Raw genomic sequence first — 17,214 nt, 5'->3', positions numbered from 1 at the left:
CTTCACCGGTGAGGGCGCGCTGGGCTCGTCGTGGCTGGTCGGGTACAAGAACACCCGCCGTCTCGGCTACCTGAACGGTGTGACCATCGGCGTCTCCGACACCGACAGCAACAACCGCTACGACACCAGCGTCTCCCCGTACTTCGACGGTGAGCTGTTCGGCGTCTACAGCGCGGCCAAGAACCTGTGGTCGGGCTCGATCGCGTAGCGATCGCCAAGCGGTAAGGAAGGGCCCGGCCTCTCGGCCGGGCCTTTTCTGTTGTGGAGCTCCTTGATCGGGCTCTTTAGACGTAACAGCCGCCAGATCGGTGCCATCAGAACGATGTGATTTACATCACACACATGCGATCGCCCAGGTCACTCTTGTCACAAGATTATCTCGGACGCCAGAGTCATCATCCAGTCAACCATCTGGCCAAACATCGCTGAAGCATCACGACTTGACACAAAATCCTGACAAGTCACGAAAAGGTAACGCGCCTGGGGTGGCGCACGGGCATGTCCGAATGGCTCCTCTTCTCAAGATCCGGGCTGTAAGTTCCCGGATATCCCTTTCCTGACGTACGGGACGCATGAGCCGTCCCACGACAGACCAAGGAGCACACCCTTGAAGCGCACCCTCGCTCTGGGTGGCGTCGCGGCCGGCCTTCTCGCCACCGCGCTCGTCAGCCAGCCCGCCTCGGCCGTGTCCGACGTCGCCAGCGACCCGCTGGCGACCTCCGGTATCGCGGCCTACAACGTTGCCGCCTTCTGGCTGGGCAACCAGGCGGAAAACCTCATCGGCGCCACGCCGTACAACGTGGAGACCAAAGTCGCGGCCAAGCACGTTTCGAGTGGTGGCCCGGCGGCGGACAGCAAACCAGGCGTCGTCCCGGCCATTGGCGACGAGAAGAAGTCCACCTCCACCTCGAAGAACGTCAACCTGCCCAAGACCACGGGCAAGGTGTTCTTCACCGTTCCCGACGGTTCCGACGCGGACTCCAAGCCGGACGCGCGCTGGTGCACCGCCACCTCCGTGCAGTCGACTTACCGCAACCTCGTCGCGACCGCGGGGCGCTGTGTCTACGACACGGAGACCAACAGCGCCACGCTCGACCAGTGGGTCTTCGTCCCCGGTTACTACCAGGGCAAGCTCCCCTGGGGTCTGTACGTGGGCAAGCAGGCCTTCACCCACTACGACTTCGACGTGTACGAGGACGGCGACCGCGACTACGCGTTCGTCACCGTGTACAACGGCATCAAGTACGTCCCGCGGCCGGGCGAGACCGGCACGCCGTACGTGCCGTCCGTGACCCCGACCGACTGGAAGGAAGTCACCGCCGAGATCTACAACAAGGCGGACATCTGGAAGGGCTTCAAGAAGACCGAGGGCGGCAAGTTCTACTTCCGCAAGTTCACCGACGCCGGTCGCCTCGGCGACAACGTCGGCGGGCAGGGTCTGGCCTACAACCAGAAGCTGGGCAAGAACGTCTTCGTCTTCGGCTACCCGAGCGGGTCCCACCCGGACGGCAACTACGCCTACTCCGGCAAGACCCTGAAGTGGTCGTACGGCAAGACCTTCGCCGCCACGGCCGCCGCCCGCAAGGCCGAGGAGCTCCAGGGCGTCAAGTCCAGCTTCACCGGTCAGGGCTCGCTGGGTTCGGCCTGGCTGCTGCAGTACAAGAACACCCGCCGTCTCGGCTACCTGAACGGCGTCACCAGCGCCGTCTCCGACACCGACGGCAACCTGCGGATCGACACCTCGGTCTCCCCGTACTTCGACGGTGAGGCCTACGGCGTCTACAGCGCGGCCAAGAACATGTGGTCGGGCTCGATCGCCTAAACGTCTGGCCATGGGGAAGGGCTCGGCCGGTTGGCCGGGCCCTTTTCATGATCTCCGCTTATGTCACGATCACTTGTGAGGTAAGTTCCTTTCCATCCCTTTACTGACGCATGGGGCCCATGTGGCGTCCCACGTACAGCGCGAGGAGCGAACCCCTCTTGAAGCTTCTTCCCTTAGGCGGCTGCCTGGCCGCCGGTGGCCTGCTGGCCGCCTCGTTCGCGGGCATCGCGACCGCGGCGCCGAAGGTCACCACCTCCGCGAAGTTGAACACGGCCGCCAACGCCGGGGCGACCCTGGAATTCTGGACCGCTGACGGCGGCGCCAACTTCAAGGCCGCCGACCCCTTCGGCCTTGAGCACAAGCGCGTGCCCAAGCACGTCTCCACCGGCGGCCCCGCCGCCGACGGCAAGCCGGGCATCGTGCCGGCCACCGCCGACATCCCGGCCGTCGCCGCCAGGACCAAGAACGTCAACCTGCCCAAGACGGCGGGCCGGGTGTTCTTCGTGCTCGGCGAGGATCTCTACTCCTGCTCGGCGTCCTCGGTGCAGTCGACGTACAAGAACCTGGTCGCCACGGCCGGGCACTGCGTCTACGACCCGGTGGGCAACCAGAGCGTGGCCGACAAGTGGGTCTTCGTGCCCGGCTACTACCAGGGCAAAGCACCCTGGGGTGTGTACGTCGGCAAGCAGGCGTTCACCCACTACGACTGGGACGTCTACGAGGACGCCGACCGCGACTACGCCTTCGTCACCGTCTACAACGGCATCGCCAGGGACAAGGACCGCTGGATCGACGTCGGGCCGCTGGGCACCAAGGTCGGCGGCCAGGGCCTGGCCTACAACCAGAAGGTCGGCAAGGCCACCTACGTGTTCGGCTACCCCACCGCCGCGCACGAGGACGGCGACTACGCCTACACCGGTCACACGCTCAAGTTCTGCTACGGCAAGCCCACCTACCCGCAGGTGGAGTCGAGCGTGAAGGTGGAGGAGCACCTGGCGCTGCGGTGCTCGATGACCGGCGGCGCCTCGGGCGGCCCGTGGATCATCGGCTACAGCTCCAACCGCCGCCTCGGCTACCTCAACGGCGTCACCAGCCTCGGCGGCGACACCGACGGCAACCTGCGCAGCGACCTGATCACCTCGCCCTACTTCGACAGCGAGACCTACAGCGTCTACAAGGCCGCGGCCCCGCTGTGGTCGGGCTCGATCGTCAAGAAGGACGGCACCCTCGGCCTCACCGAGGTCAAGTAACCGCCCGGGGCCCGGTCCAGGCCGGGCCCCGGTCCAGCACCGCCGCCACCGCGGGCTCCCGCTCGTACGGCTCCAGCCGCCGGCACAGGTCCGCGAACGAGGACCGGGTCCTGGCCGATTCCAGGCCCTCCCCCAGCGACACCGCCTCCGCGGCCACCACGCAGGCCTGCTCCACCTCGCCCTCCAGCACGTGCGCCGAGGCCAGCAGGGTCAGGTTGAACATCCGGCCGCGCACGTAGCGCCCGTCCATCTCCAGCGATCGGGTCGCGTGCCGGACCGCGTGCGGGCCCTCGCCGAGATCGCGGAAACACTGGGCGAACTTGGCCGCCAGATAAGCCTCGTCGAAGTAGCCGATCCACTCCGGCTCGCTCCCGCCGACCCGCCGGTCGAAGGCCAGCTCGGCCGCGTGCAGGGCGGTCGCGCACGCGGCGGGCTCGGCCAGCAGCGCGTGCGCGTGGGCCTCCAGGGTGTGCGCCTCGGCCAGCAGCGAGGGCACGCCGGAGTCGCGGGCGGCCACCAGGGCGGCCCTGGCCAGGTCGAGGCCGTGCCGGGGCTGGCCGACGTAGATGGCCTGGTGGCTCATGCCCGCCAGGATCTCGCCGCCCAGGCCGTTGTCCCCGGCCCGGCGGGCTAACCGGAGCGCCTGGATCAGGTAGCGCTGGGCCAGGCCGTGCTGCTCCAGGTCGTAGGCCATCCAGCCGGCCAGGCGGGTGAGTTCGGCGGCGGCTCCGGCCAGGGCTTTGCCGGTGGCTTCGCCGTACGAGCCGGACAGCAGCGGCGCGACCCCCGTGTCCAGATATTTCACGACAGCGGCGCGGACCCGGCCGCCGCCGAAACGGTTGTCCAGCTCGCCGAACGAGCGGGTGACCTCCCGGATCGCGGCGACGTCGGAGGCGCCCACCCGGCGGGCGCCGCTCGCGGCGGGCCGCTCGTCTTCCGGGAAGGTCAGCCAGCGCACGATCCCCGCGGAACCCGCGCCGATCGCGAACGTGGAGTCGATCAGGAACCGGCGTCTTTCCACGTCGGCCCGCCAGAGTGCAGTCACGATCCGCACGCCCTCCTGCCACGAGTGGGAGAATTCCTGTCCGAGGTCGAGGGGGGTCGCCGTGCGGGGCATCCCGATGTCCTCGGCGGAGACCGGGCGGCCCAGGCGCAGCGAGAAGATCTCGGCAAGGAGCCCGGGCACCGGGTCGCGCGGCCGCTGGCCGCTGATCCAGCGCAGCACCGAACTGTGGTCATACCGGAGCCCGAGCAGGCCGCGGGCCTGCCCGAGGTCGTTCAACCGGCGGGCCAGCCCCTTGTGGGACAGGCCCGCCTCGGCGATGTGCCGGTGCAGTAACGGATTGGGCTCGCGTCGCATCGCTCTCCCCCGGTGACGGAGAGCTTTTGTTATAGCACCTTCCGTTAAAGGAATCTCAAATTTACTTGCGCGCGACCCCGTCGATCCTGGCCTGGCGCGCCACCGCGGCCGTCACCGCGGGGGCCACCCGGATGTCGAACGGCGAGGGGATGATGTAGTCGGCGGCCACCTCGTCGCCGACCACGTCGGCCAGCGCGGTGGCGGCGGCCACCTTCATGTTCTCGGTGATCGTGCTGGCCCGCACGTCCAGCGCGCCGCGGAAGACGCCGGGGAAGGCGAGCACGTTGTTGATCTGGTTCGGGAAGTCGGACCGGCCGGTGGCGACCACGGTGGCATACTTCGCGGCGATCTCCGGGTGCACTTCCGGGGTCGGGTTGGACAGCGCGAACACGATCGAGCCGGCCGCCATGCCCGCGATGGCCGTCTCGGAGACGGTCGCGCCGGACAGGCCCACGAAGACGTCGGCCCCGGCCAGCGCCTGCTCGGTGGAGCCCTTAAGCCCGAGCCGGTTGGTGTCCCTGGCCAGCGCGTCCTTGACCGGGTTCATGCCCTCCCGGCCCTCGAAGATCAGACCCTTGCTGTCGGCCACCGCGATGTCGCCGATCCCGGCGTTGACCAGGATCCGGGTGACCGCGACCCCGGACGCGCCCGCGCCGGCCACCACCGCGCGCAGCTCCGACAGCGGGCGGCCGGTCAGCCGGGCGGCGCTGCGCAGCGCGGCCAGCACCACGATCGCGGTGCCGTGCTGGTCGTCGTGGAAGACCGGGATGCTCAGCAGGTCGCGCAGCCGCTCCTCGATCTCGAAGCAGCGCGGCGCGCTGATGTCCTCCAGGTTGATCCCGCCGAAGGAGGGCGCCAGCCGCGCGACCGTCTCGACGATCTCGTCCACGTCGGTGCAGGCCAGGCAGATCGGCACCGAGTCGACCCCGCCGAACTCCTTGAACAGCAGCGCCTTGCCCTCCATGACGGGCATGGCCGCGGCGGGCCCGATGTCGCCGAGCCCGAGCACGGCGGTGCCGTCGGAGACCACGGCGACCACGTTGGACGCCCAGGTGTAGTCGTTGGCCAGGTCCGGATTGTCGGCGATGGCGCTGCAGACCCGCGCAACCCCCGGCGTGTACGCCAGGGCCAGGTCGTCCGCGTTGCGCACAGGAATGGTGGAGCGGACTTCCAGCTTGCCGCCCCGATGCAGGGCGAACGCCGGATCCAGATCAAGCGCGTCGAGGGAAGCAGTCATTGATGACCCCAGTTTGTCTAGAAAGCACGTTAGACAGCGCAAGAGAACGAGGGCCCAGGCATGGGTTATGCCCCTCGGCCGTCGCCGTTGACGGTGTCTCCTGACGGGGTACGGGGGTCACCCGCGTGCGCTCGATTGTGCCACATGCTGAGATGGCCGACCCCCGCCGGGGTGCTGGCCCATCCGATGAGGATTTATCGACCTCGTAAGACCTATGGAACTTTCTCGAACCATGTAATACTCAAAGTCCGGAGTCACTTCTTACAAGGTCTCACGGTGGATCTGACGTCTTATGCAGAACTCGCCGTCCTTCTGGTCAACAGAAAGTACGAGCTGAGGAGCCTCGAAGCGCTTCGCGATCTTCTTGCGGAGACGGGGAGGACCGAGGCGGCCGCGCGGGCGACGCGGCGCGATCTGGACGCTATTTGCGAGCTCAGGGAAGAGCTCACCGGGGTGTTCGAGTCGGCCTCGCAAGGGGATGAGGCGGACGTGGTCGAGCGCCTCAACGGCCTTCTGGTACGGCACCCGGTTCATCCGCAAATTTCCGGTCATGATGGGCAGTCTTGGCACATGCACCTGACCGAGGGTGGCCGGGTGGCCGACACCGTGGCGGTCGGGTCGGTGATGGGGCTGGCCAGCGTGGTGACCGGACTGGGGGCGGATCGGCTGGGGATCTGCCAGGCGCCGCCGTGCCGGAACGCCTATCTGGACACCTCGTCCAACAAGTCCCGGCGGTATTGCTCGGAGCGGTGTGCGAGCCGGGCGAATGTCGCCGCGTACCGGGCTAGGAAGCGGAACGCCTGAGCGGCCAGTAGCGGAACAGGACGCGGCCGAGGATGTCCTGGTCGGGGACCGCGCCGAAGTCCCAGCTGTCCTGGCGGCCGGGCGCGCTCTGGTTGTCGCTCTCCAGCCACCAGCCCTCCTCCGTCCGGCGGAAGGCGCGCTTCACGATCAGGCCGTGCGGGCGGCGGGCGATGACCAGATCCCCCTCCCGGATCGGGGCTCCGGGCCGTACGAGCAGGCAGTCACCTGGGCGGAGAACCGGCAACATCGAGTCCCCGGCCACTCGGACGGTGGTGAACATGATCAGCCTCGGCGAGGGGAGTAGGGTCGGATGTTGTAGCCAGTCCGAGGAAAGGAAACCCCGATGCTTGCCATGCATGTGGCATCGGCCCATTGTGACCTGCCGTGCGGGGTCTACGACCCCGCGCAGGCCCGTATCGAGGCCGAGTCGGTCAAGGCCATCATGGCCAAGTACGCCGACAATGAGGACCCGGTGTTCCGCGCGCGTGCTCTCAACATCAAGGAGGAGCGGGCCGAGCTCGTCAAGCACCACCTGTGGGTGCTGTGGACGGACTACTTCAAGCCGCCGCACCTGGAGACCTATCCGCAGCTCCACCAGCTGTTCTGGGACGCGACCAAGCTGGCCGGCGCGGCCGGCGCGAAGGGCACGGTAGACGTCGGCAAGGCCGACGACCTGCTCGCCAAGATCGACGAGATCTCCAAGATCTTCTGGGAGACCAAGGCAGCGTAGGGCAAACCTCGCCTTTTTGCCACGGACCCCGCATGAAATGGTGCGGGGTCCTCGCATTTCGGGCATCGGCGCGTCCAAGCCGAGCAATCCGGTGCTGATGGCGGTAGGTTGCAGGGAAGCGGCCCCCCACAGAACTCGGGCCGGCAGGGCGAGGAGGAACGTGACCGACGCAACTGATGTCACAGGGGATCTGGCCGGGATCAGGGACGCGGTGAGCGTCCGGCTGCCCGCGGCCAGCGCCTATCTGTCCGTGCTGAGAACGGCTACGGCCGGCCTCGCGGCGCGGCTCGATTTCACGCTCGACGAGATCGAGGACCTGCGGATCGCGGTGGACGAGGCGTGCGCCATGCTGCTCAGGCAGGCGGTGCCCGGCACCGATCTCACGGCTGAATTCGAGCTGACCGGGCAGGAGATGTCGATCCGGGTCGAGGTCAGCACGGTCGGGATCGCCGAGCCCAAACGCGATGACTTCGCCTGGATGGTGCTCACCGCACTCGCCGACGACGTCGACGCCGTGTCCGACTCCCCCGATCACATGGCGATCGTGCTGCGCAAGCGGCGAGGCGCGGCGAGGCCGGCGTGACGGAAAGGACCCGTGCCATGGCCTCCAGCGACTCCGGCGTGCCGGATCGGGTGCGCGCGCGCACGCTCTTCGGAGAGCTGGCGGAGCTGCCGACTGACGACCCGCGCCGCCAGCGTATCCGCGACGAGCTCGTCGAGCTTCACCTGCCGCTGGTGGAGTATCTGGCCCGCAGGTTCCGCAACCGCGGCGAGTGGCTCGACGACCTGACCCAGGTGGCCACGATCGGCCTGATCAAGTCGATCGACCGGTTCGACCTGGCCCGGGGCGTGGAGTTCTCGACGTACGCGACACCGACCATCGTCGGCGAGATCAAGCGGCACTTCCGGGACAAGGGCTGGGCGGTCCGGGTGCCGCGCCGCCTGCAGGAGCTCAAGCTGTCGCTGACCAAGGCGATCAGCGAGCTCTCCCAGCGGGAGGGCCGCGCGCCCACCGTGGCCGAGCTGGCCGCGCACCTGCAGATGACCGAGGAAGAGGTCCTGGAGGGCCTGGAGTCGGCGAACGCCTACTCCACGGTCTCCCTGGACGCGCCCGACTCGGGCGACGACGACGCGCCCGCCGTGTCCGACTCGCTGGGCATCGTGGATGAGTCGCTGGAGGGCGTCGAATACCGCGAGTCGCTGAAACCCCTGCTCGAACGGCTGCCGCCGCGCGAGAAGCGCATCCTGCTGCTCCGGTTCTTCGGCAACATGACCCAATCCCAGATCGCCACCGAACTGGGCATCTCGCAGATGCACGTCTCGCGGTTGCTGGCCCGCACGCTCACCCAGCTCCGCGAGGGCCTCACGGCCGAGGACTGAGACCGCGCGCACGCGAGGTGCGCGCGGTTGAGCCTGTCCCCCCTCAGTTCGCGCTGTGCTCCTTGGTCAGCAGGGCGCCAAGACGTTCCACGGCGGGGCGGGACTCGATGTGCAGGCGGGTGACGTCGAGGCCCTCGTCGGCCAGCACCGCGAGCAACGCGACCTGTCCCACCGCGTAGACGACGATGTACCCGCCGCGACAGCGGATCACCACCTCGCGCAGCTCGCCCATGCCGACCTCGTGCCCCGTGCGCTTGCCCAGGCCCAGTGTGGCGGCGGCGAGCGCGGACACCACCTCCGGCTGGGCTCCATCGGTGTCGGCGACGACCAGCAGCCCGTCGACGGTGGCGACGGCGGACTCCATCACCCCGGTGACCTGGTCGCGCAGCGAATGCAACTCGGAAAGTAACGCGTCGTGCGCCATGTTCTGACCTTCTATTTCTTGGTGCGGGAAGTGGTGCAGGGCCGCCCTCGTACGGCCTCGTGGACAGGTGTCAGGTCTCCGGGTTTTCCTCAGGGCGCACCGTGAGGTCAGGTGGGATGCGCGGCTCGATCGTCGGGCGGTCGGGGCGTTGCGGCAGAGCTTTGCCGACCTTGCTGGTGCCCCGGCGGCGCTGCGGCAGCCCCGGGGGCTTTGTCGGGTCTTCGGCGGACACCTTCTTGGGTGCTCCCGGCAGGCTCGGTTCCAGCAGGCCGGCCTCCGCCAGTGAGGCGATCTCCTGCATGACCACGTACAGGCCCTGGCCGAGCACGAAGGCGATGTCGCGGGGGGTTCTGCGCCCGTTGCACTTGAGCAGCACGTCCTGGCGGATCTTCTCGACCTGCAGGGAGGACTCGGGAAGCGGCCGGATCGCCACCGGGCGGCACTGCGGGTAGACACCGATCTCCTGCCACGCCGCGGTCATGGCCATCCGGCGGCTCAGATCCCGGACCAGACGATCGGTGGTGATCCCGGGGAGCACCGGTAACGGCGGGAGCAGCCCGTGCGGCCCGGTCGTCTCGGGCTCGCAGGTCTCCACGCCGAACAGCTCCATCGCGAACACCGCGTCGAAGATCGCGGACAGGCACACCACCTCGAGCCCGGCCGTGCCGATGGCGCTCTGCGCGACCAGTTCGGCGGCCAGGTGACCGGACGGGGCGCCGGCGGTGAAGGCCAGGTTCCAGGCTTCCTCGCTGACCCGGCCCGAGCGCAGCAGGAGCGATTCGGGTCCCGGCGAGGCGGGGGTCGACGCGGCCACGACCAGGCCGTCGCGGAGGAACACGGTTCCCCCGGGGCTGCCGCTGATGCGCAGCAGGCCGGAGAGTTTGGCTCGCCCGTGCTCGCGCAACATCGTCCCGACTGGGCCGAGGTCGTCCAACGACGCGGTGGTGGGGGTGGAGAGGCCGGTGGAGTATTGCCCGTTCACGTTGACGTCCTGCGTGATGGTGCCGGTCGGGGGGGTCGAGGTTTGGTCAGAGGGTCCTATCCGGATGGGTTGTCACTCTGCACACTATGTCCCCTTCACTATCTGAGGCCGCAAGAGTACTTTATGTCCCTACAACTGCAAGAGCGGGTGACACTAAAAATCCCCCTATATGGGGGCGAATCTTCTGGGTCATGCGCTGAGTCGAAAGAGCTCTATGAACATCGAAACCGCACTGAAGGAAGCCATGGCCATCGACGGCGCGCTGGGCGCGGCGCTGGTGGACTACGGGAGCGGCATGTCGCTCGGGACGATCGGCGGGGGGCGGGGCCTCGATCTGGAGGTAGCGGCCGCCGGTAACACCGATGTGGTCCGCGCCAAGCTGCGGACCATGGCCTCGCTGGCGCTCGACGACACGATCGAGGACATCCTCATCACGCTGAACAAGCAGTACCACATCATCCGGCTGCTGGCCGCACCAGGCGGGCAGCTCTTCCTCTACCTGGTCCTGGACCGGGAGCGCGCCAACCTGGCGCTGGCCCGCCACCACCTCAAGCGCATCGAGCGCGAACTCTCGCTCTGATCCCCCGCCCGGCTGGGCAGTGCCGATCCTCATGGCGATCAGTGGGGGACTGCCCGGCGGGGCCCGTCACTCGTCCATCAGGGCCCGGGTGGACTGCGGGGCGAGCAGCGTGACCAGGGCGATCGCGGCGGCGGCCACCAGGGGGATCCCCCACCCGTACTGCTCGGCCTGGATCAGGTTGACCGCCAGCGGGATCAGGAAGATCTGGGCCACCACGGCCGGGCCGCGGCTCCACCGCAGCGCGCGCAGCACGGCCAGGGCCACCCAGCCGAAACCGGCTCCCACCGCGACGCAGAACCCGGCCAGCGCGAGCGCGCTCGGCACATCCTCGGCCTTGCCGATCACGATCTCGTAGCCGACGTAAACCCCCCACACCAGGGCGGTCAGGCCTTCGAGGGCCAGGACGGCGGCTGCCACGGTCAAGGTCACCGGACGATTCGACACAGTTGCCGACCCTACCGCTGGTCTAACCTTCAGGCATGCGGGCTCTACTCCTGGTCAATCCCAAGGCGACCTCCACCAACCGGCGCTCCCGCGACGTGCTCATCCGGGCGCTGGGCGCCGCGGTGGACCTCACCGTCGAGGAAACCGGCTATCGCGGCCACGCCGCCGTCCTGGCGAGTACGGCCGGGGCCAAGGGTTTCGACGCGGTAGCCGTACTGGGCGGGGACGGCACGGTCAACGAGGTGGCCAACGGGCTGATGGCCGATGAGGTGCGGCCCGCGCTCATCATCATCCCGGGGGGCAGCGCGAACGTGCTGGCCCGGGCGCTGGGCCTGCCGAACCACCCGATCGAGGCCACCGGCGCCGTCCTGGAGGCCCTGCGCGACGGCCGCCGCCGGACGATCAGCCTGGGGCAGGCGACCTGGGACCTGGACGAGACCCTGGGGAACGGCGGGCTGCCGACAGGGGGCGGCGGGTCGCGGTACTTCACCTTCTGCGCCGGGCTCGGCTACGACGCCGAGGTCATCAGGGCGGTGGAAGGCCTGCGGAGCGCGGGTTACCGGGCGTCGCCGACGCTGTATGTGCACACCGCGCTGCGGCACTACTTCATGACCGACCGGCGGCATCCCGCGATGACCCTGCGGCGGCCGAACTTCGCCGACGATCGCGGGATCTTCCTGGCGATCGTGTCGAACACGGCGCCGTGGACGTATATCGGCAACCGTCCGGTCAATCCGACGCCGTGGGCGGGATTCGATACGGGTTTGGACCTGATCGGCCTGCAGCGCATGGGGTTGCCTGCCATGCTGAAGCTCGTCCGGCAGATCGTCGGAGAGCGTTCTGGGTTGCCGGCAGGTAAACACCTCGTGCAGGCGCATGACGAGGCCGAGTTCACCCTGTCGGCGGAACGGCCGGTCGCTTTCCAGCTCGACGGCGATTACCTGGGCGAACGCGAACGGGTGGTTTTTCGCTCTATCCCGGACGCGTTACAAGTTCTGGTCTAGCCCGTTACATGCCGTCATAGTGTGACGCATCCGACAGCCATAACCGGCAAAACGTTCTCCCAAACCTCTTGTGTGCGCTAGAGGTGCCTGAAAGGCTGAACGCGACGTCGGAACGTAGGACCTTTGCGGGAGCCACAGCTTCCGGGGGGTCCCCGGCGATCAATCGCGGACACTGGCCCCGACTCCGGGGGGCAAGCGTTCGCCTCAGTTAGTGAAAGAGTTCACAAAGGTGCAGGAGCCGCGGAGGCTCCACTTACGAAGGAGTGGAACGCATGGACTGGCGCCACCGCGCTGCCTGCCGTGACGTGGACCCCGAGCTGTTCTTCCCGATCGGCAACACCGGGCCCGCGCTGATGCAGATCGAAGAGGCCAAGGCCGTCTGCCGAGCGTGCACGGTCAGCGAGCACTGCCTCAAGTGGGCCCTCGAATCCGGCCAGGACGCCGGCGTCTGGGGCGGCTTGAGCGAAGACGAACGCCGCGCCGTGAAGCGCCGCGTGGCTAGAGCCCGCGCCCGCGCCAACGCCTAATAGCTTTATGGAATGCGGGTAACCTCCGCACCATTAGTCGTATGTTCCGGCTTGGGCGCGCCTGTGTCTGGACTGAGGAACGCAGGTCGCGAAGCGGCCGGAGTGACGAGGGAAGACGCAGGCTGAAGGCGGCCAAGCCCGCCGATCCGGAGGATCGGCCATAAACACTGCTCACGCCGGGCTGACCGGAATGCTGAGCGAGACCTCCGTACCGCCCTCCGGTCGAGGCGCGATCCCCAACCGGCCCGACAATTCTCCCACCACCAGCGTCCGTACGATCTGCAAGCCGAGGTTGGCGCTGACCTCCAAATCGAAATCATCCGGCAAACCACGGCCCTCGTCGGCGACGACCACCTCCAGCAGGTCCTGATCGCGCGAGACGAGCACCTCCACCTTTCCGGTCTGATGCGCGAAGCCGTGCTCGACCGCGTTCTGCAGCAGCTCGGTGAGGACCATCGCGATCGGCGTCGCCACCGCCGCCGGCAGGATGCCGAACGATCCCACCCGCCGGACCATGGCGGGCGTGACCGACACCTCCGCGGTCATCTGGATGACCCGATCCGCGATGTCGTCGAACTCGACCAGTTCCTCCGGCATCTGGGCCAGCGTCTCGTGCACGATCGCGATGGAGCCGACCCGCCGGACCGCCTCCTCCAGCGCCTCCCGCCCTTCCGGCATGCGCATCCGGCGCGCCTGCAGCCGCAGCAGCGCCGCCACCGTCTGCAGGTTGTTCTTGACCCGGTGGTGGATCTCCCGGATGGTGGCGTCCTTGGTGAGCAGCTCGCGCTCCCGCCGCCGCAGCTCGGTCACATCCCGGACCAGGACCAGCGCGCCGATCCGCCCGCCGCCCACGATCAGCGGGATGGCCCGCAGCTGCACGACCGTGCCGCCCTTCTCCACCTCGGTCTCGCGCGGCGCCTTCCCGCTGGCCACCAGCATCAGATCCTCGTTGATCGGCTCATCCCGGTAGCAGAGGTCCGCCGTCGTCTTGCCCAGCTCCGAGCCGACCAGATCGGCGTGCAGCCCCAGCCGCCGGTAGGCCGACAGCGCGTTCGGCGACGCGTACGTCACCCGCCCGGCCCGATCGAGCCGCAGCAGCCCGTCCCCCACCCGGGGCGACCTGACCAGCATCGGCTCGGCCTCCGCGAACGGGAACCGCCCCTCCGACACCATCTGGGCCAGATCCGAGGCGCTCTGCAGGTAGGTGAGCTCCAACCGCGACGGCGTACGCGCCGACGACAGGTTCGTGGACCGCTGGATGACCGCGATGAAGTCGCCCTCCAGCGACCGCCGCACCGGGATCGTCTCCTCCCGCACCGGCACCCCGGTCGACCAGTCGGGGTCGCCCTCCCGGCAGATCCGGCGCTCGTTCCAGGCCGTCTCGATCAGCGGCCGCTCCCCCTTGGCCACCACCGAGCCGACGACGTCGTCGTGATAGACGGTGGGACCGGTGGTCGGGCGCATCTGGGCGACCGCGATCCACCCGTCCCTGCCGGGGATCCACAGGATCAGATCGGCGAAGGACAGGTCGGCGAGCAACTGCCAGTCCGAGACCAGCGAGTGCATCCATTCGAGGTCGGCCGCGTCGAGTGCACTGTGTTTGACGACCAGATCGCTAAGGGTGGGCACCTGTGCATGATGCGTGCTACGCCGGGTCGAAAGCGAATCGACATACACGACCTGGCAAGATGCCTGCATGAAACCCCTGGACCAGTTGCGGGCGGACACGGCGGCACGCGAGCGGGCCGGGCTGCGGCGAATCCTGCGCCCGCGCGACCCCGGCCACGACGGGCTGCTCGATCTGGCCTCCAACGACTATCTGGGCCTGTCCCGGGATCCGCGCCTGGTCGAGGCCGCCGTGCGGGCCACCCGGGAGTGGGGCACGGGCTCGACCGGGTCCCGCCTGGTCACCGGGACCACGCTGCTCCACGCCGAGCTGGAGGAGCGGCTCGCCGCCTTCACGCTGGCGCCCAGGGCGCTGGTGTTCTCCTCCGGCTACCTGGCCAACCTGGCCGCGGTGGCGACGCTGGGGCGCGGCGGCCTCGTGGTCTCCGACGCGGGCAACCACGCGTCGATCGTGGACGCCTGCCGGCTGGCCAGGGCCCGGGTCGTGGTCACGCCGCACGGGGATGTGGCCGCCGTGGAGCAGGCGTTGCGGGAGCGTGCCGAGGAGCGCGCGGTCGTGGTCACCGACGCGGTGTTCTCGGTGGACGGGGATCTGGCGCCGCTGCCGGGGTTGTACGCGGCAGCCGTACGGCATGGGGCGCTGCTGGTCGTGGACGAGGCGCACGCGCTCGGCGTGGTCGGCGAACACGGACGCGGCGCGGTGCACGAAGCCGGACTTGCGGGGAATCCTACAATTGTGAGAACCGTCACGTTGTCGAAGTCCCTGGGCGCGCAGGGCGGCGCCGTGCTGGGCGGGCCCGACGTCATCGACACGCTGATCGACACCGGCCGCTCCTTCATCTTCGACACCGGCCTCGCGCCCGCCTGCGCCGGGGCCGCGCTGGCCGCGGTCGATATCCTGGAGCAGGACGCTGACCTGCCGGAACAGGCCAGGGCCCGAGCCCGGGAGCTGGCCGCGCTAGCCCGCGAACTCGGCCTGGAGAGCGCGGATCCAGCCGCCGCCGTGGTGCCCGTGGTGCTCGGCGCGCCCCAGGCCGCGCTGGCCGCCGCCGCATTGTGCGCCGAGCATGGGGTACGAGTCGGATGTTTCCGCCCCCCATCCGTCCCGCAAGGTCGCTCTTGTCTAAGGTTGACCGCTCGGGCCAATCTGGGGTGCGATGATCTCGCGGTGATCGGGCGCGCGCTCGCCGCCGTGGCCGGAACGAAGGTGACCGCGTGACTGAAGACACTCCCCGGGTGCCGAAGTACTACGACGTCAAGCGCAGCCTGCTCGAACTGACCAAGAGCCTGTCGGCCGGCAGCGCCCTCCCGCCGGAGCGCACGCTCGCCGTCCGCTTCGAAACCTCCCGCACGACGGTACGGCAGGCGCTCACCGAGCTGGTCGTCGAGGGCCGCCTGCTCCGCATCCAGGGCAAGGGCACCTTCGTCGCCCAGCCCAAGGTCGCCCAGGTCCTCCAGCTCACCTCCTACATCCAGGACCTGCGCACCGTCGGCCTCGAACCCGACACCAAGATCCTGGACATCAGCTACATCACCGCCGACGAGGCCCTCGGCCGCCGCCTCGCCATCAACCCCGGCGGCCGCGTCCTGCGCATCCACCGCCTCCGCCTCGCCAACGGCGAACCCATGTCCATCGACACCACCCACCTGTCCGCCCGCCGCTTCCCCCGCCTCCGCCGCGAACTCGAAGGCCACCCCTCCCTCTACGAAACCCTCCACAACGCCTACAGCGTCCGCCTCACCGACGCCGAGGAAATCATCGAAACCGTCCTCGCCACCCCCTACGACGCCCAGGTCCTCGGCGTAGACGTCGGCCTCCCCATGCTCCTCCTCACCCGCCACGCCTTCGACGCCGACGGCAACCCCGTCGAATGGGCCCAATCCCTCTACCGAGGCGACCGCTACAAATTCGTCACCCGGCTACGCCGCCCATAGCTCCGCCTCTCCGGCTCCCGAAAACAGCCTCTTTCGCCGCCTGCGCGATCGTGGCCTGGGTCCGCTGGGAGAAACCGAAGCGATTCCAGTGAAACAGGACATGGTGGGCGATCACCGCACGGATTCCGCGTGTCAAGGCTCCGTCGCGCATGAGCGTGTTCAGGGCCGCACCCGCGTCCTCGAACGCCGCCGTTGTGGACGCATGGGGCTTCGCCCTGCCCGTGAGGAACCAACGGACGTCTTCGGTGAATGCCGTCCAGGTACGCGAGTCGGGGAGGTGTGCGGGATCGACTGGACGGTGATCGGCCACCCGCGCCCAGACGTCTCCCTGTTCGTACAGGTCGAGCCCGGCCGCCCGCATCATCGCGGTGCACCGCAGCAGCGACAACTCTCGCCGGTCGCCACGTCCCGCGCTGACGTGGGAGAGGATGTCGCGGCTGTCGGCATGCCACAGGGCGTGCGCGGCGTCCATACTCTCGGGTCCGCCGAAAGCGTGGATCTCCGGCTCGTAGATGCCACTTACCCAACGGACGCCTTGGGTGATGTGGGCGAGAGCGTGCTCCGCGCCTCCGTCCGCTGGCAGGTAGCGGATGCGCCATTGCTGTTTGCGGATGAAGAACCAGGACGAGATGAGGCCAGCGGCTTCGGCGGCGGCGAGTGCCGGGGAGAGGTGAGCGACCGCCTCCCGTTCCCGATCCTCCATGCGGTAGATGATGTTCACCTGCTTCCAAGGTGTGTCACTCATGGGGGTGAATGCCTTTCGATCAGACCAGCAGAAGGCTGGCGTCCCACCTGGTCACGGCGGGGTGGCGGGCGAGATCGGCACCGGCCGTGCCGATCAGGAAGCCGGTGGGCCCATCGGCCGGGACGATGGTGTTCCTGTGCAGCTCGGAGAGCATCGGGACGGGGATCTCCTTCAGCGCGTCCTCGGCCATCCGCCGCGCGGTCATGAGCAGGCCCGCCGTTCCGTGGCAGAGGCCGCGGTCGGTGATCCGGCTTAGCTGAGCGGGGTCGTTCACGCAGCCGACGAACGCTGCCTCGGCCTTCCGCTGCCGCGTGAGATCTCCGGTGGCGCGCGCTGCGAGCTGCTGCGCTCGGGCTATGCCGGG

19 protein-coding genes and 2 pseudogenes are annotated in these 17,214 nt (G+C 68.6%); 12 read left to right on the top strand and 9 right to left on the bottom strand.

Going from position 1 to position 17,214, the window contains the following annotated elements; translation table 11 throughout:
- From Amac_RS54335 to Amac_RS52360, 3 genes and pseudogenes are all read left to right on the top strand, one after another.
- A pseudogene (locus Amac_RS54335) lies at positions 1–208 on the top strand (trypsin-like serine peptidase); the annotation flags it as partial.
- A gap of 399 nt (positions 209–607) precedes the next feature.
- Positions 608–1,822: a trypsin-like serine peptidase gene (locus Amac_RS52365; RefSeq protein WP_155361895.1), complete on the top strand. Its 1,215-nt coding sequence runs from the start codon at positions 608–610 to the stop codon at positions 1,820–1,822.
- 158 nt (positions 1,823–1,980) lie between these two features.
- Positions 1,981–3,072 carry a trypsin-like serine peptidase gene (locus Amac_RS52360; protein ID WP_155361894.1) on the top strand — a complete coding sequence of 364 codons (1,092 nt, stop codon included), beginning with the start codon at positions 1,981–1,983 and terminating at the stop codon, positions 3,070–3,072.
- Here the strand turns inward: Amac_RS52360 and Amac_RS52355 are convergent.
- Positions 3,065–4,432, bottom strand: coding sequence for an NsdA family TPR-like regulatory protein (locus Amac_RS52355; protein WP_155361893.1), 1,368 nt, complete (start codon positions 4,430–4,432; stop codon positions 3,065–3,067). The two genes, Amac_RS52360 and Amac_RS52355, sit on opposite strands and share 8 nt — an antisense overlap.
- Positions 4,433–4,493: 61 nt before the next feature.
- Positions 4,494–5,669, bottom strand: a complete 1,176-nt coding sequence (locus Amac_RS52350; RefSeq protein WP_155361892.1) for an NAD(P)-dependent malic enzyme — start codon at positions 5,667–5,669, stop codon at positions 4,494–4,496.
- Positions 5,670–5,945: 276 nt separating this feature from the next.
- On the opposite strand from Amac_RS52350, the gene Amac_RS52345 reads away from it, so the two are divergent.
- The gene (locus Amac_RS52345) at positions 5,946–6,473 is read left to right on the top strand and encodes a CGNR zinc finger domain-containing protein (RefSeq protein ID WP_155345211.1); all 528 of its coding nucleotides are present in this window, start codon (positions 5,946–5,948) and stop codon (positions 6,471–6,473) included.
- On the opposite strand, the gene Amac_RS52340 is transcribed toward Amac_RS52345, so the two are convergent.
- Positions 6,454–6,753, bottom strand: coding sequence for a S24 family peptidase (locus tag Amac_RS52340; RefSeq protein ID WP_155361891.1), 300 nt, complete (start codon positions 6,751–6,753; stop codon positions 6,454–6,456). The genes Amac_RS52345 and Amac_RS52340 overlap by 20 nt on opposite strands.
- A gap of 63 nt (positions 6,754–6,816) precedes the next feature.
- Between Amac_RS52340 and sodN the strand changes: the two genes are divergently transcribed.
- From sodN to Amac_RS52325, 3 genes are all read left to right on the top strand, one after another.
- Positions 6,817–7,203 (top strand): superoxide dismutase, Ni, encoded by a 387-nt coding sequence (sodN, locus tag Amac_RS52335; RefSeq protein WP_155361890.1) that lies wholly within the window; start codon positions 6,817–6,819, stop codon positions 7,201–7,203.
- Between the two features lie 160 nt (positions 7,204–7,363).
- A complete protein-coding gene (locus tag Amac_RS52330) occupies positions 7,364–7,786 on the top strand; it encodes an ATP-binding protein (RefSeq protein ID WP_155340433.1) in 423 nt (140 codons plus the stop codon).
- Positions 7,787–7,803: 17 nt separating this feature from the next.
- Positions 7,804–8,583 (top strand): RNA polymerase sigma factor SigF, encoded by a 780-nt coding sequence (locus tag Amac_RS52325; protein ID WP_174889826.1) that lies wholly within the window; start codon positions 7,804–7,806, stop codon positions 8,581–8,583.
- A gap of 43 nt (positions 8,584–8,626) precedes the next feature.
- Here Amac_RS52325 and Amac_RS52320 read toward each other — a convergent pair whose 3' ends face one another.
- Both Amac_RS52320 and Amac_RS52315 read right to left on the bottom strand, forming a co-directional pair.
- A complete protein-coding gene (locus Amac_RS52320; protein ID WP_155361889.1) occupies positions 8,627–9,007 on the bottom strand; it encodes a roadblock/LC7 domain-containing protein in 381 nt (126 codons plus the stop codon).
- A gap of 70 nt (positions 9,008–9,077) precedes the next feature.
- Entirely contained in the window at positions 9,078–9,989 is a 912-nt protein-coding gene (locus Amac_RS52315) for a hypothetical protein (RefSeq protein ID WP_155361888.1), read from the bottom strand.
- Between the two features lie 214 nt (positions 9,990–10,203).
- Between Amac_RS52315 and Amac_RS52310 the strand changes: the two genes are divergently transcribed.
- Positions 10,204–10,569 carry a hypothetical protein gene (locus Amac_RS52310; protein WP_155361887.1) on the top strand — a complete coding sequence of 122 codons (366 nt, stop codon included), beginning with the start codon at positions 10,204–10,206 and terminating at the stop codon, positions 10,567–10,569.
- A 66-nt stretch (positions 10,570–10,635) separates the two neighbouring features.
- Here Amac_RS52310 and Amac_RS52305 read toward each other — a convergent pair whose 3' ends face one another.
- On the bottom strand, positions 10,636–10,998 hold the full coding sequence (locus Amac_RS52305) for a hypothetical protein (RefSeq protein WP_155361886.1): 363 nt from the start codon (positions 10,996–10,998) through the stop codon (positions 10,636–10,638).
- 50 nt (positions 10,999–11,048) lie between these two features.
- Here Amac_RS52305 and Amac_RS52300 point away from each other — a divergent pair, with 50 nt between their 5' ends.
- Together Amac_RS52300 and Amac_RS52295 are read left to right on the top strand one after the other, a co-directional pair.
- The gene (locus tag Amac_RS52300) at positions 11,049–12,017 is read left to right on the top strand and encodes a diacylglycerol/lipid kinase family protein (protein WP_155361885.1); all 969 of its coding nucleotides are present in this window, start codon (positions 11,049–11,051) and stop codon (positions 12,015–12,017) included.
- A 272-nt stretch (positions 12,018–12,289) separates the two neighbouring features.
- A complete protein-coding gene (locus Amac_RS52295) occupies positions 12,290–12,544 on the top strand; it encodes a WhiB family transcriptional regulator (RefSeq protein WP_155361884.1) in 255 nt (84 codons plus the stop codon).
- Positions 12,545–12,715: 171 nt separating this feature from the next.
- Here the strand turns inward: Amac_RS52295 and Amac_RS52290 are convergent, their stop codons facing one another.
- Positions 12,716–14,173, bottom strand: coding sequence for a PAS domain-containing sensor histidine kinase (locus Amac_RS52290; RefSeq protein ID WP_155361883.1), 1,458 nt, complete (start codon positions 14,171–14,173; stop codon positions 12,716–12,718).
- 67 nt (positions 14,174–14,240) lie between these two features.
- Between Amac_RS52290 and Amac_RS52285 the strand changes: the two genes are divergently transcribed.
- Together Amac_RS52285 and Amac_RS52280 are read left to right on the top strand one after the other, a co-directional pair.
- A complete protein-coding gene (locus tag Amac_RS52285; protein ID WP_155361882.1) occupies positions 14,241–15,389 on the top strand; it encodes an 8-amino-7-oxononanoate synthase in 1,149 nt (382 codons plus the stop codon).
- A complete protein-coding gene (locus Amac_RS52280; protein WP_155345200.1) occupies positions 15,386–16,105 on the top strand; it encodes a GntR family transcriptional regulator in 720 nt (239 codons plus the stop codon). The genes Amac_RS52285 and Amac_RS52280 overlap by 4 nt, the downstream gene beginning before the upstream one ends.
- Here Amac_RS52280 and Amac_RS52275 read toward each other — a convergent pair.
- Both Amac_RS52275 and Amac_RS54330 read right to left on the bottom strand, forming a co-directional pair.
- Positions 16,083–16,850 (bottom strand): thiopeptide-type bacteriocin biosynthesis protein, encoded by a 768-nt coding sequence (locus tag Amac_RS52275; RefSeq protein WP_155361881.1) that lies wholly within the window; start codon positions 16,848–16,850, stop codon positions 16,083–16,085. The genes Amac_RS52280 and Amac_RS52275 overlap by 23 nt on opposite strands.
- Positions 16,851–16,869: 19 nt before the next feature.
- A pseudogene (locus tag Amac_RS54330) lies at positions 16,870–17,214 on the bottom strand (lanthionine synthetase C family protein); the annotation flags it as partial.

This window comes from Acrocarpospora macrocephala, from assembly GCF_009687865.1.
In the GTDB taxonomy this organism is placed as follows: domain Bacteria; phylum Actinomycetota; class Actinomycetes; order Streptosporangiales; family Streptosporangiaceae; genus Acrocarpospora; species Acrocarpospora macrocephala.
Note: the sequence above shows the minus strand (reverse complement) of the source record. Positions and strands in the feature narration are given on the sequence as shown.